This window comes from Psychromonas antarctica (assembly GCF_022267535.1).
Classification (GTDB): domain Bacteria; phylum Pseudomonadota; class Gammaproteobacteria; order Enterobacterales; family Psychromonadaceae; genus Psychromonas; species Psychromonas antarctica.
Window position 1 is genome coordinate 1 of the sequence record NZ_JAHNZV010000069.1, and the last position, 15460, is coordinate 15460.

At 40.2% G+C, this 15460-nt stretch carries 9 protein-coding genes; 6 read left to right on the top strand and 3 right to left on the bottom strand.

From position 1 onward, the window contains the following. Positions 1 to 98 precede the first annotated feature (98 nt). Positions 99 to 611 (bottom strand): hypothetical protein, encoded by a 513-nt coding sequence (locus KSO91_RS12450; protein WP_238743321.1) that lies wholly within the window; start codon positions 609 to 611, stop codon positions 99 to 101. Between the two features lie 130 nt (positions 612 to 741). Between KSO91_RS12450 and rnt the strand changes: the two genes are divergently transcribed. The 6 genes from rnt to KSO91_RS12480 all read left to right on the top strand — a co-directional run bounded on the left by rnt (position 742) and on the right by KSO91_RS12480 (position 12592). Further along, a complete protein-coding gene (gene rnt / locus KSO91_RS12455) occupies positions 742 to 1362 on the top strand; it encodes a ribonuclease T (protein WP_238743322.1) in 621 nt (206 codons plus the stop codon). Positions 1363 to 1488: 126 nt separating this feature from the next. Continuing rightward, the gene (gene recC, locus KSO91_RS12460; RefSeq protein WP_238743323.1) at positions 1489 to 4923 is read left to right on the top strand and encodes an exodeoxyribonuclease V subunit gamma; all 3435 of its coding nucleotides are present in this window, start codon (positions 1489 to 1491) and stop codon (positions 4921 to 4923) included. A gap of 5 nt (positions 4924 to 4928) precedes the next feature. After that, positions 4929 to 8588 carry an exodeoxyribonuclease V subunit beta gene (gene recB, locus KSO91_RS12465; RefSeq protein WP_238743324.1) on the top strand — a complete coding sequence of 1220 codons (3660 nt, stop codon included), beginning with the start codon at positions 4929 to 4931 and terminating at the stop codon, positions 8586 to 8588. Further along, complete coding sequence (recD, locus tag KSO91_RS12470) at positions 8582 to 10666, top strand: exodeoxyribonuclease V subunit alpha (RefSeq protein ID WP_238743325.1); 2085 nt, start codon at positions 8582 to 8584, stop codon at positions 10664 to 10666. Before recB ends, recD begins: the two co-directional genes overlap by 7 nt. 89 nt (positions 10667 to 10755) lie before the next feature. After that, entirely contained in the window at positions 10756 to 11961 is a 1206-nt protein-coding gene (locus tag KSO91_RS12475) for a GGDEF domain-containing protein (protein WP_238743326.1), read from the top strand. Between the two features lie 430 nt (positions 11962 to 12391). Continuing rightward, positions 12392 to 12592: a hypothetical protein gene (locus KSO91_RS12480; protein ID WP_238743327.1), complete on the top strand. Its 201-nt coding sequence runs from the start codon at positions 12392 to 12394 to the stop codon at positions 12590 to 12592. A gap of 196 nt (positions 12593 to 12788) precedes the next feature. Here KSO91_RS12480 and KSO91_RS12485 read toward each other — a convergent pair whose 3' ends face one another. Both KSO91_RS12485 and epd read right to left on the bottom strand, forming a co-directional pair. Beyond that, positions 12789 to 13535, bottom strand: a complete 747-nt coding sequence (locus KSO91_RS12485) for a phosphatase (protein WP_238743328.1) — start codon at positions 13533 to 13535, stop codon at positions 12789 to 12791. A gap of 541 nt (positions 13536 to 14076) precedes the next feature. Next, positions 14077 to 15138 carry an erythrose-4-phosphate dehydrogenase gene (gene epd / locus KSO91_RS12490; RefSeq protein ID WP_238743329.1) on the bottom strand — a complete coding sequence of 354 codons (1062 nt, stop codon included), beginning with the start codon at positions 15136 to 15138 and terminating at the stop codon, positions 14077 to 14079. Between the last annotated feature and the right edge of the window lie 322 nt (positions 15139 to 15460).

Genomic DNA, 15460 nt, shown 5'->3' on the forward strand with positions numbered 1-15460 from the left:
AACAGACGGTTGTCGATTTTTTTACGCAAGTCATGCAAATGGATAACTTTACTTTGCGGCAAGAAGCCCTAGAATGAGGGATGGTTCACTTTTATTGGCTAAAAATGAACCCCGAAACTTGAGTTATTAAATTCGTCGTAACTTTTATTAAAATTAACCGATGATAGGCCGATGCTGGTTACCTGATCGTTGTTATACCAGTCTTTAAAATAAAAAGTAGGATATTGGCCTGCATTTAATTCATTAAGCATGCGCCAAGCACTTTGGCGAGTGACATAACCATCGAATTGCTGATAAAACTTAACCGTATCTATTTTTTCAACTCCCTTTCCTGGACGCCACTTTGGTGGCACCGATGTTAATGTGGCCATGCGCGTTTTAGGCATCGCTTGTTTACTATGCAATATAAAGTCTAAATTAATCTTCTTATTGGCTTTTACTTCAAAGTCAGCTTGACCATAACGTGGTATCTGATGCTCTAGCGTGCATTGGATCGGCGTGGCACTGGATATATGCCATTGTGAGTTATCAATGGTTGCTGCGTAGTTATTATTGGCTGCATACGCATGGTTGAAGTAAATCAGCAAGGCCGTGATAATGATTTTTTTCATAATTCATCTCGTTATATAAAAGAAGTCTTTTCATTTATCGGCAAGCGAGGGGATTTCTTTAGCTAAATTTATGCTGTTTAGCGCAGTTTCTGGCATAATTGCGCTTCTTTTTCTGAATCTTGAGTAAACTATGGAAAATTTATTGGCTGCGCGTTTTCGTGGTTACTATCCTGTTGTTATTGACATCGAAACCTCTGGCTTGAATGCCCAAACCGATGGGATCTTAGAGATCGCGGCTATATTACCGGCGATGGATGAACAAGGGTATCTATACTGTGCCGAAAAAATTCACTTTCATGTACTGCCTTTTGAAGGTGCAAACTTAGATCCCAAAGCGCTTGCCTTTACGGGGATCGATCCTTTCAATCCTCTGCGTGGTGCTATTGATGAGCGAGATGCATTAACTGAGATATTTAAATTAGTGCGTAAACACCAAAAAAATAACGATTGTAACCGTGCTATTTTGGTCGCGCATAATGCCTCATTTGATCAAGGTTTTATAAATCAGGCCGCTTTACGTTGTAACTTAAAGCGTGTGCCATTTCACCCTTTTGCAAGTTTTGATACCGCCAGTATGGCGGGATTGACATTAGGACAAACAGTTCTTGCTAAAGCATGTGCGCAGGCTGAAATTGCTTACGACAGTAATGAAGCGCACTCTGCGTTATATGATACGGAAGTTACGGCGCAGTTGTTTTTCTATATGGTCAACAAGTGGAAAGCGTTGGGGGGGTGGCCGCCCAATACCTAACGGTTGGTCAATAATTTTTTTGTGCTTTGGTTTTATTTAATAAGAACATATTGATTGTAATTATGTTTTTATACTTGTTTTTAGGTGTCGCAATTAAAAATTGCATCAACGAAAAGGTGGCTGCCGGTGTTTCAAGTTTATCATTCGAATCAGTTAGACTTATTAAAAGATCTGCTTGTTGCCTTGATGCAGCAATCTCCCCTTGAAGATCCCTTCTCCGATGAAACGATTCTAGTACAAAGCCCAGGGATGGCACAGTGGTTACAACTGCAAATTGCGCAAGCAACGGGAATTGCAGCCAATATCGATTTCCCCCTGCCTGCGAGTTTTATTTGGCAGCAATTTAAAACGATATTAAAAGATGTGCCGGAGAATAGTCCTTTTAATAAACTATCGATGACCTGGCAAATCATGCAGCTTTTGCCGGAGTGCTTGGACGATCCTGATTTTGCAGCGTTATTACATTATCTTGATGACGATGCACAGTTACGCAAACGTTTCCAATTGAGCCAAAAGATAGCGGATATTTTTGATCAATATTTAGTTTATCGTCCGCAATGGATTGAGGCTTGGGAAAACAGCAGCGAACAGCAATTAGCCACTTGGGATCTTGACAATCAACAATCTGTACCACTTTGGCTAGGTGATCAACGGTGGCAAGCCAAATTGTGGAAAAAGCTATCAATCAGTATTGATAAGCGCTTTGCTGAGCAGGGTAAAGCGTATCATCGTGCCGCTTTGTATAAAGATTTTTTAGAGAAACTTAACAGTCAAACAAGCCTAACACACTTACCCAAACGTATTTTCGTGTTTGGTATATCAGCGCTACCTGAATCTTACTTACAAGCGCTGTTAGGGCTCGCCAAACACTGTGATGTTCACTTTCTATTAAGTAATCCATGTCGCTATTATTGGGCGGATATTGTTGATCCGAAATTGCTTGCTAAGCGTTTTGCGCAAAGTCGTCCGAAATTGTCAGTACAGCAGGGCGAAGTGAAAAGTTTGCCTGATTCAAGTTGGCAGAAAGATCAAAAACATTTGCAATGGGCGCTGAGTGAGGATGCTGATAATGAAGTAGGCAATCCTTTATTAGCTTCCATGGGGAAAATGGGCCGTGATTTTTTATATCAACTCTATTCACTTGAACAGCAAGAAGTCGATGCATTTGTCGATCTAGTGCGTGACAGTTTACTACACCACATTCAAGCCGATATTTTAGATTTGCGGGATAGCAGTTGCCCACTTTGTGTTGACCTATCAACGCGCACTATTATTGAAGCCAATGACCAATCACTGAGTGTGCATTTATCCCATAGCGTAATGCGAGAAGTGGAGGTTTTGCATGATAATCTGTTGGCTATGCTGGCATCCGATAAATGTTTGACACCCAAAGATATTATCGTCATGGTGCCTAATATTGATCTTTATGCGCCTTATGTGCAGGCTGTTTTTGCCAGTGTCGAAAAAAACCGTTATATCCCATTCTCTATTTCAGATGTTAGTGCGCAGCAAGAAAATCCCATTTTAGTCAGTTTTTTACAACTGCTTAATCTTAATCAAAGTCGCTATACCCGAGATGATATTTTTTCTTTGTTAGAAATTCCCGCTATTTTGCAGCGTTTCCAATTAGATCAAAACGATTTTGTTTTACTGCAAAAGTGGATTAATGACAGCGGTATCCGTTGGGGATTGCATGAAAAAAGTGCGGCGCAGTGGGATCTGCCCGAATTACCACAAAACAGTTGGATTTTCGGCTTGAAACGCATGTTATTAGGATATGCTATGAGCGATAGACTGTTCGCTGATATTTCTCCCTATGATGAAGTGCAAGGTTTACAGGGTGAGCTGTTAGGGCGTTTTATTGATTTCATCGATGCGTTAATAGAACTGGAAACGGCCCTTAAGCTGCCCTATAGTGCAAGCGAATGGCAAGCCTTTGTTTATCAATTGATCGACACTTTTTATGTTGAGGATGATGAGACGACAGCGGCATTAACAATGATCCGCGATCAGCTTGATAACCTACTCATGCATACACAACAGGCACAGTTCAATCAGCCAATATCACTTTTTGTTTTAATTGAACATCTTGAAAACCATCTTGCCACTCAATCTAATAATCAGCGGTTTTTAGCTGGCCCGGTTAATTTTTGTACTTTAATGCCGATGCGTTCAATTCCCTTTAAAGTGGTTTGTTTATTGGGGATGAATGATGGTCAATATCCGCGCAATATTGTGCCTATGGGTTTTGATTTGATGGTCGGACATCGCCAGCGTGGTGATCGTTCTCGGCGAGAAGAAGACCGTTATTTGTTTTTGGAAGCGCTGCTCTCGGCTCAAGATAAGTTATATATCAGTTATATAGGTCGAGATATCAATGATAATAGCGAAAAAATGGCTTCGGTATTAGTCTCGGAACTACTCAATTACTGCCAGCAAAGCTTTGTTTTAAAAGATAATTTACAAGATGGCAGCCGTGTCGCAGAAAAAGCGCTATTGACTTTGATTAAGCATCATTATCCGATGCAAAGTTTTAGTGAGTGTTACTATCAGGGCGCGTTTAAAACCTACAACACCAATTGGTGGGATGCATTATTGCTTGAGCAGCCTGTTGCACAACAACAGATACTGGCGCTTGATGAGCCATTAATTGAAGTTCAGTTGGATAAGTTGAAGCAATTTTTAAAGCATCCTTGCAAAACTTTCTTTAACCAGCGCCTAGATGTTTATTTTGAATTAGATGAAAGTGAAAAAGATAATGATGAACCTTTCTCTTTAAATCATTTACAGCAATATCAGCTTAAAAGTAAGCAGTTTGAATATGCATTGGAAGGTAAATCATTAGATGACCTATTCATCGAAGTGAAAGCAACGGGTGAGTTGCCATTAGGTGAATTTGCACCACTTATCTTTAATAAAGATCTGCAAAGTATGTGCGATCTTGCCGATCTAACCGCGAGCTATTTTGTCGGTGAAATTGAAACCATTAACATTGATATCCGTTTTGCTGAAAAGCGCTTGCTAGGTGAATTAAGCGACCATTGTGAAAATGGACTGGTGCGTGTTAAAACAGGCAATATAAAAGGCAAAGATATTTTATCATTATGGGTAGATCATCTTTGTTATTGCATCGCCTATGGCCGTCACCTTAATTCGAGTTTATTGGGGCAAACTAGTGGCATCTACTTTGAAGAGGTGCCAGCAGATTTTGCCTATCAAAAATTAACTGAATTGATCGCATTGTATGAATCGGGATTGCAGGCCCCCTTGCCACTTTTCATCCAAAGCGCTTTTGCCTGGGCGACTATGGTTAACTTGCAGCAACCGGACTGTTATATTTTACAGGATTTAACCTTTGATACGCGTGCACAAGGGCAGCTGGCTGCTTTGCAAGTATTTGCTAATAGCCGCGGTTTCGCTGAAGGCGAAGATCCCTATATCAAACGCTGTTATGACAATTTGGAAGATCATTGGCTGGCATTTGAAACCGTTGCGCTGCAAGTATTTAAACCAGTTTTAGCGAATATAAGCAGCATTGAATACGCACCATGGGAGGCGTAAAGCTAATGACAGAATCCATAACCAAGTCGCAAATTTCAGTGTTGCCATTAGACGCATTAACCTTTCCGTTATTCGGGCAGCGATTGATTGAAGCCTCAGCAGGCACCGGTAAAACCTATACAATAGCGAGTCTGTTTATCCGCTTATTATTAGGTCATGGAGACAGCAATACTGACAAAAATGATTTATCTGTTAATAATGCACATCGGCAGCCTCTAACTGTTGAGCAAATTCTAGTGGTGACCTTTACGGAAGCTGCCACTGCGGAACTGAGATCGCGTATCCGAGAGCGAATTGTACAGGTGCGTTTAGATTTTCTGCTGGGCAGCAGTGAAGACCCTTTTACCCAGGCACTTATTACGCAAAGTGATGATCAACCTTTGGCTATCCGCTTGTTGCGTTTTGCTGAACTGCAGATGGACGAGGCGGCTATTTATACTATTCACGGTTTTTGTCAGCGTATGTTGATGCAAAATGCCTTTGAATCGGGCAGTTTGTTTCAGCAAACGTTATTAGAAGACGATTCAAAACTGTTATTGCAAGCTTGTAATGATTTTTGGCGTAGTCATTTTTATGATTTGTCGGCCCCTTTAACGGAGCTTATTTTCAGTTATTGGCAAAATCCTGAGCAGCTAAAAAAACAGCTACACAGTTGGTTATCGCGTAATGATCTGCAATTTCTACCGCATATTACAAATTTCGATTTTAAAGAAAAGTATCAATCTAGCTTACAGGCAATTGAAAAATTAAAAACCAGTTGGCTAAAAGGTGAAAGTGATTATGCTGATATTATCAACTACTCTGATGTTTCCAAACGCAGTTACACAAAGAAAAATTTGCCTAACTGGCTAGCTGAAATTTCCCAGTGGGCTTATCAATCCAGCGCTTCGTTGTCCTTGCCTAAAAATCTAGAACGCTTTTCTCAGAAAATATTAGATGACAAAACAGCCACAGGGGCGGCGCCCAAACACGCTGTATTTTCACAAATAGAAGCTCTACTCGAGCTAGATCTCGCGTTACAAAACACCTTACTGATAAAAGCGACCTACTGGGTGCGTGCGCATCTTCAATCAAACAAACAGCTGCAGATGTTATTGGGTTTTGATGATCTGCTTAGCCGCTTAGATGATGCGTTGCAGCACTCTGTCGATAATCACCTCGCACAGCAAATTAGGGCTACTTATCCGATCGCGTTAATCGATGAATTTCAAGATACGGATCCGGTACAATATCGAATTTTCCATAGTATTTACCAGGACATAGCACCGCAGGTATCTTCGGATAAAAGCGTGGGGTTGTTTATGATAGGCGATCCTAAGCAGGCTATTTACAGCTTTCGCGGAGCAGATATTTTTACCTATATGCAAGCAAGACAAAATGTGACGGCCCACTACAGTTTGGATTATAACTACCGCTCGACCCCTGCAATGATTGATGCGGTTAATGCTTTCTTTGCATATTGTCCTGCGCCTTTTATTTACAATGATGCGATTCCCTTTATTGCAGTGAAAGCACCCGATAGCAAACGTAAAAAATTAGTAGTGGCTAATCGAGATGATAATGCACAAAGCGCATTACAGTTTATTCACATGGCAGGGGGAGAAAATGTCGAGGGGTTTAAGGAGTCCATTACTCAAGCCTGTGTCAATGAAATAAAAACAATATTGCTACTAGCGCAGCAAGGTCAAGCTTACTTAGAGGATGACACCGGTGTGCAACGGGCGATTCGTGCCAATGATATCGCTATTTTAGTGCGTACGGGTAAAGAAGCTGCACTCATACGCAAAGCCCTGCTCAATGAAAATATTAATAGTGTTTATTTATCACTCAAAGAGAGTGTTTATGCAACGACACTGGCGCAAGATTTATTGCGTATTTTACAAGCCTGTTTAAATCCAGAAAATGAGCGTTTATTACGCAGTGCTATCGCCTGCAAGCTATTTGCACAAAGCCCGAATCAAGTTCATGAATTACTTCAAGATACCCATTTATGGGAGAATAAAATTATGCAATTTATGGCGTATCGTGCCATTTGGGCAAAAGCAGGCGTTTTGGCTATGTTACATAAATTATTTCATCAACAGGGGATAAGCGCACATTTACTCAAATCAGCACAAGGTGAACGTGCACTCACGGATTTATTACACCTTGCCGAATTATTGCAAAAGAACAGTGTTGATTATGATGGCGATTTTGCTTTGTTACGTTGGTTTAGTGAGCAGATTAAGCAAGCTAATAGCGCTCAGGGAGAACAAAAACAGCGCCTTGAAAGTGAAAAAGATCTCGTGCAAGTGAGCACATTGCATAAATCTAAAGGATTAGAATACGACATTGTTTTTATGCCTTATACTGGCTTATATCAAAAAGCGACAGAGTGTTTATATCATGATCCCAACAAACAGCATCAGTTAATTTTTGATCTTGATAATAATAGAAATCATTTTGCGTTAACTGAAAAAGAGCAATTAGCCGAAGAGTTGCGGCTATTATATGTTGGTCTGACACGCAGCATTTACCGTTGTTACATCGGTATTGGCAGCTATAAAACCGGACGTGTGAAAAACACTCCTCTGGCTAAAAGTGCGTTGGGTTATATTTGTTTGCAGGGGCAGGGAGACCTGTTAGCGGGAGATAGTGCGCAGTTAAATAACCTGCTCGAAAAAATGTGTCAAAGCTCCAGCCATATAGCTGTTCGCACGCCACCTACATTAGATGAAACGCCTTATCGGGTATTGCAAAATGGTAATGAATTAGTATCGCCTGTCGCCTTTAGTGCTTATATTGAAAAAAATTATTGGATCAGTAGTTACTCCTCCTTATCGCGTTTTCATAGTAGCGTGCCAGTAACTGAAAATAAGCTGGAAAAGCCAGAGCAGTTGGTCATGATCAGTCCCATTAAAGAGTCTGTGAAAAGTCCGTTTACATTTCCTCGCGGGGCCAAGCATGGTAGCTTTTTACATCAGTTATTTGAGTCAATTGATTTCAACGAGGTGACACGCGAAGCGTTAAATAACAGCTTAAATGAGCAGTTGCAACAACATCTTTATAGCGAGCCAGATCTATGGTCCGCTGTGCTGGCTCTTTGGATTGAGCAGATTTTAGATCATAATTTATCTCAGCAGGACGTTAGACTACGTACATTAACTGCAAGGCAGAAGAAAGTTGAAATGCAGTTCTTTATTAATATGAAATTGCTGCATGCACGAGAGGTAAATGCCCTGATGCAGCAGCATGATCCGTTATCAGCGCGAGCGGGTGAGCTACAGTTCCAAAGTGTGCAGGGGTTTCTAAAAGGCTTTATCGACCTCACCTTCGAAATAAATGGTCAATATTATATATTAGATTACAAATCAAACTATCTTGGAGATAATTTAGAAGACTACAATCAGCAGAATATCGAGCTGGCGATGATTGAGCATCGATACGATTTTCAATATCAGCTTTATACTTTGGCCTTGCATCGTCTGCTGAAATCGCGCTTGTCAGAGTACAATTATGAAACCCATATTGGCGGTGTTTTTTATACATTTATACGCGGTATGCAGGGAGATAATCAATTCGGTGTGTATTTTAACAAACCAAGCTTTGCTTTAATTGATGGGCTGGATAAGCTTTTTTCGGGGCAAGAAAAGCCTACAAAAATGTCGCAGGAGCCGCTATGTTAACGCAACTTAAGCAATGGAAAACGCTGGGATTATTGCGCTCAATAGATTATCACTTTGCAAAATTTATCAGTGAGTTAGGTGGCGATAATTTAACCACCTTAAGTGCTGCTTTTTGCAGCGAATATTTAGGTCTCGGGCATATCTGTCTACCGCTTGAAGAACTCGTGTCGCGCCTTAACGATAAGTGCTTAAGCTCTGATCTTAACCTGCAAAATTTTTGTCAAACCCATGATGTTGAATGTCTATTGCAAAATAGCCAAGTCACACATGCTTTATTAAGTGAGTCCTTGTGTGTTGGCGACATGGCGCCACTGAGTTTACAGTTCAATGCACTTTACTTGACGCGTTATGCGCAATTTGAGCAGTTAATTGCCGATAAATTATTAGATCAACCGCCCGTGAGCTTATCGACTAGTAGCAAGGCAGACCTAGATGCGCTGTTTACAATTAATTATGATTATTTATGGCAAGCTTGGCGCACCGACAATAAACAGTCTGTCAGTTTGTTATGTGAAAAGTATTTAGATGTTCTGCCACATGCATTGCTTGACTGGGACAATATTGAAATAATTTTTAAGCAAGCTAAGTGCAGCCAAGATTTACAGGCACTCGCTTCTTTAATTGCTGAAAGTGAACGTTGTGATTGGCAAAAAGTCAGCGCCGCTGTTGCCCTTAGCTCTGCCCGTTGTGTTATATCGGGGGGGCCAGGGACAGGTAAAACGACGACGGTCAGCAAACTGCTAGTGTTGTTATTAAAAGCACAACCAGATTTGTTGATCAAAATGGTTGCACCAACAGGAAAGGCGGCGGCGCGTTTAAGCGAATCTATAGGGCATGCTTTAGGCGAGCTGGATATCACGGCTGAGTTAAAAGAACGAATCCCGAGTGAAGCGAGCACTATTCACCGTTTATTGGGGGTGAAGGCAAACAGTAACCATTTTCGCCATGATCAGAGTAATAAACTACACTTAGATCTGTTGCTGGTGGATGAGGCGTCAATGGTCGATCTGCCTTTAATGGCAAAATTATTGATGGCGATACCGGATCACGCACGACTGATTTTATTGGGGGATAAAGATCAATTGGCCTCGGTTGAGGCGGGGGCAGTATTAGGGGATATCTGCTATTTTATAGAATCAGGTTACAGCCAAGAAAAAGCGCAATCACTAGCAGATTTAAGCGGATTTAGCTGCTTAGTTAAGCCTCCTTATGGCAGCGAAAATATGGCCGACAACTTATGCTTGCTGCGTAAAAGCTATCGTTTTGATCAATATTCAGGTATCGGTTATCTTGCGAAAGGAGTTAATGCAGGGGATATAACAAGTAAAAAAGTTGTAAAACTGTGCCATGATTATGATGATTTATCCTATTTTGTTAATAATGAACTCTCTTTGCCAGTATTAGATAAATTAATACTCGAGGGATATACCCCTTATTTGCAAAGTATCGCTGCTATCACTACTGCGAACCGTGATACGGCTAAAAAATTATTAAAGCAGTTTAATCAATTTAAACTGCTTTGTGCAACACGCGAAGGAGAATGGGCGGTTGATGGCTTAAATAAACGCTGTGAGAGAGTTCTAAGTAAGGCTGGATTAATCTGTAAAGCTGTTGATCAGCAGGAAAACGGTCGTGATACTTGGTATATCGGCCGGCCTGTAATGATCACCCAAAATAACTACCATTTAGGTTTATATAATGGGGATATCGGTTTGTGTTTACTCGATGAGGAAGATCAACTACGCGTTTATTTTCAAACGTCTGATGCTACGATCGCTGATTTTCAACCGAGCCGATTGCCTAAACATGAAACAGTCTTTGCAATGACGGTACATAAAAGTCAAGGATCAGAATTTGACCATACAGTTTTTATCTTGCCTGATCACCATTTGCCAGTGGTCACACGGGAATTAATTTATACAGGCATTACTCGGGCTAAAAAACAGCTCACCCTATTTGTGGATCTGCCTATACTGGTCAAAGCTATTAAGCATAAAACCCAACGCGCGAGTCGTTTAGTGGCACGTTTGCAGAACGGTATCGGCGAGGGCCATGATAACGACGATAAGGTAAATTAATAAAGGGCATCTATTTACGTTCATCGCTACAACCTAATAGACGTAAATTACGGTGTAATTGTTTTTGCCTTATTTAAAAAGGAGATCTGATGGGGTTAGATCTACACACGCTTTTTATTGCAAATATGCTAACTGCATTGATTGCTTCACTTGTAATGTTGATTATCTGGCTGACAAGCAAATCAAGTGGCAGTTTAGGGTGGATTTCACTTGGCTTTGGCTGTTTACTGATCGGCGTAATGCTGATTGCCAGTCAAGCTTATCTACCAAATTTTATTTCCGTTATTATCGGTAATAGCATGTATCCACTCTGGGTAGTTTTTGTCTGGCAAGGTACTCGTCATTTCCAGGGGCTCGCTTTCCCCCTAAATTCCGTTCTGCTATCACTATTACTACTTGTCTGCTTATTAACTTATTATACTTATATCGATTTTGATACGGGGATGCGTATCATTGTTACGTCACTGTTTGTTGCCATCTATTCAATATTTACTGTGCTGGACCTATTAAAACCTATTCATAACAACTCCCCCTCAATCGAGCATCAGTATACAGTTGCTATTGTATTGTTTTTCATTTTTTCTATGCTAGTGCGTATTGCGATGGTGGTGATTGAAAAATCAGTGCCAAATTTCATTAGTGTAGATTGGTTACAGCAAATATATGAATTGATTTTTATGCTTTACAGCGTAGCTTTTCCATTAGGATTTTTATGGATATGGCAACGCCATGTAGAAAATAACATTGTTGAGCGCGCCGATGCATTACAGGTTGCTAATGCATTGACAGATCATTTACGGCAAACGGCTGAAAATGCGGCATTGCATGATCCATTGACCTTAGCGGGTAACCGCAGTAAATTTGAACATAATGTCAATATAGAAAGAGATCGTCATTTACGTCATCATCATAATCTTTGTCTCGCTTTTGTAGATATTGATCATTTTAAATTGGTCAATGATAAACATGGTCATGATGTGGGCGATCAAGTATTACAATCATTGGTCTCCCTCTTTACTGATATTATTCGTAATATTGATAAGGTTTATCGGTGGGGAGGCGAAGAGTTTATTATTTTGTTGCCTGAAACCAAATTAAGTGAGGCATTGCTTGTTTGTGAGCGTATCCGAAAGCATGTTCAATTAAATTTACGAGTGAAAGATGAGGGAATTACTATTAGTATCGGTGTCAGTCAGTTAAGGGGGGAAGAAAGCATCAGGGAATTAGTTAAGCGTGCAGATAAACTCTTATATACAGCAAAAGATAGTGGCCGAAATTGTGTAATAGGCGAGTGAGAAAGCACTGGCAGACAATAACAAGGCACTAATAAAATTGCATAAATACTTATTTAACCTCAGTTCTGGATAATGGAAGCGAAATTAGATTAAATATCAAAAAGTTAAAAAACATATTATACAGTGCTGTTAGTTTTGCGTAGTTCAAGGCGAATCATCGCAGCAATAACTGGTTATTGCTAGATGATTTAACGCAGAAATACGCGTAAATAACGGTACTGTATCGTTTAGCTTATCCAGAATTGAGGTTATTTACAACACTCCTATTTAAAAACCACGTATTAAACCTTCCAATAAATATATTTGCTCTGAAGAAACGTTCATTGCGTTATTTAACTTCTATACCCATCAAATATCAAGATGCTGATTTTGCATCTCCAAGTAACATGAGTATATACTCTGGGTTTGCCCTCTATGGTTTTTTAGATCTATGAAAAAATATATTTTAACACTCGCACTCACATGCGCACTCTTCGCTTGTACTGAAATTAAAAGTGTAGGAACAGACATTGGAGATGCAACTAAAGAGGCCACGACAGAAATTGGTCACACTTCGCGAGACGTAGCAAAAAAAGTGACGACCACAATTGGTGATGCATCCCGTGATGCAGTTAAGTCTCTTAGTGAGTAGATAAAAAACGATTAATAAAACAACCAAGCTTGTTAAATAGTGCTGTTAGGCGATAGAAAAGTAATATTATTATTCGCTGTTGATACGAGAGTCGCGTTGGCACAGCTTGAAAGACCCACATGCAGCGCCTTGTTCTGGTCTTCGCGCTGCGTTCGAGTTAAGCATCTGAGGTTTCATAGTGATATATATCAGAGACTTAATAAAGATCTGCATATTCACTAATAAAAGCTCGGCCCCTTAATTTCAAAAAGGCCAAAAACTGTTTAGTCGTATACGTGATCACTTGTTCAGTCGGCATTCCTATCTTATCAAACATATCGCTTACTAACTCTAATTTCCCAATTTGTTGGCAAAAATGAGCATCTGTTCCTGTGGTGACATAGGCGCCTAAGACGCGCGCAACACAGGCAATTTCATTACAGCGATCAGCACTACCTGCACGGCTCGTACCATTAAGCGAACAATTGTTAATCTCAATGGCGACGTTATGCATTTTGGCGCAACTAATTACCGCATTAAAATCAAAGTCAAAGTTAGGGTTACCTAAATGTCCAAGTGCATCCACTCGTCCACTTTTAATCACATTTATTAGCGTTTGTGTGTGTACCGCTTTATTCGCTGGTTTAAAGACCGGCTCGTGCAGGCTAGCAATAATCCAATCGAGGTTGCAATCCGTCTCTAAGGGGATATCAATCTCTCCTGAAATATTGATAATGTTAGCTTCAACACCGCGGATAACCGCCACACCAGAAATAAATCTTGGTAAGATTTTTTGATTCCCAAAAAACCAGTAATGAGGTGCACCCGGCATAGAGTGTGAATGATCTGTAGTGCAGAACATATGTACAGAATTAGCTTGTGCTGCCTGTGCATTTTCGATCAAAGTGCTATAAGCATGACCACTAGCATAAGTGTGCGTGTGAGTATCAACTTCAAATTTCATAAGGCCTCGTTCTGTTAATCGCAGTGATGGGTAATAGTAGTGCGAATCAATTGAATATAATAGAGAGATTTTAAGTAGAGAAAAGAGCCCGTCGCTGTTCTAGCAACTATGCTTAAAGATTACTAATCTCAATAGCTACTTATTATTCAATCAAATGTTTCGTTCTCATTCACTTTCCCAATGCGATTTTTGTGTATTGTGCTAAGTGGAATGGCATAACAGGTGAGATTGCTTCAATATATCGGGCATAACGGAATAACTCTTTTGTATCACTATTGAAATTATCTAAGCCGTTGAGAACTTACCAACGATTTTCTACTCATAATTTAACACGTTGTAAAAGAGATTAGAAGGGCTGAGCAAGGGCAGGATGCAGTGTATTATAATAGAGCTTTAAGGCATATAAACTATATTGGCTAATACAGTTATTAATGCCTTAAATTTCTTTTTAAGAGGCCATTTTAGCTCTAATGTAGCGACAAGGGATCCGCTCAATCATCTGAGAGGATATTATAAACAAGATTAAATTTTACTAACCGTGTTATGCAATGCAAGAGGTGAGCGTTTTATGGGCGTCTGCCTTTTTCGTTTTCACTAAGCTGGAGATATATAAGCTAGTATCCAATAAACGGTTAGCAAAACCCCATTCGTTGTCACACCACACTAACAGTTTAACCAAATGGCCGTCACTAACCCGAGTTTGCGTACCATCAATAATGCACGAGCGCGGATCATGGTTAAAATCGATGGACACTAAAGGCGCTTCTGTATAACCCAGTATTCCTTGTAATGCAGTTTTCGAGCTTTTTTTCAGGCAATCGTTAATATCCTCAATAGTTACTTTTTTGGTGACGGTAATACTTAAATCCATAGCGGTTACATTTATGGTCGGAACGCGCACTGCAATTGCTTCAAATTTATTGGCAAACTTAGGTAATATGCGTTCAATACCTGCTGCTAGTTTAGTGTCAACGGGAATTATTGATTGACTAGCAGCGCGGGTACGGCGCAGATCAGTATGATAAGCATCAATAACGGGTTGATCATTCATCGATGAATGGATAGTCGTGATAGTGCCACACTTAATGTCAAATGCGGTGTCAAGGGTATCAATTACAGGCACTATGCAATTGGTCGTGCAGGAGGCGCCTGAAAGGAATTTTTCTGCACCCGTCAAAAGTTGGTGGTTGACACCATAAACGACAGTGGCTTGCACATCTGAACTGGCGGGATGAGAAAAAATAACTTTTTTTGCACCGGCAGCAAGGTGCGCGTCAGCATCTGCTTGACTGCCATAAATACCGGTGCAGTCAAGTACGATATCAATATCGAATTTTGCCCATGGTAAATCAGTTAAATCTTTATAAGAAACTAACTCAATCAAATCATTGTTAATTTTTAATTGGTTATTAAGTAACTCGACAGGAAATGGAAAGCGCCCATGGGTCGAGTCATATTGAGTTAAATGGGCAATGGCATTAGGTTCAGCAAGCTCATTAATAATGATGATTTTTATCTTATCCTGGCGGTTACTTTCATATAATGCACGTACGACACTGCGTCCGATACGGCCGTAACCATTAATAGCAATTTTAATTGGCATAGTTGAGGGGGAGCCCTAATAGAAAAATAATAGTCATTGTAGAATAAAATCTTCTACAAGCGAATACGCAAAGGCACGTAATGTTGATAAAGCGAAGCATATATTGCGACATGATTCGCTTTCAATACTTAACCGAAATGAAAAGAGATTGATAAAGTTGCAGAGTAAATTGTAATTTGCTTATTAATCGTTCAGTTGATCATCTAATGGACACAATTACAATTAAAACACTTGCCAACGTGATCGATATCCCTATAATGCGACCCCACAGACACGGGCTGCAACGCCAATGACTGAGAACGAAAGAGGTTACTTTTAATGA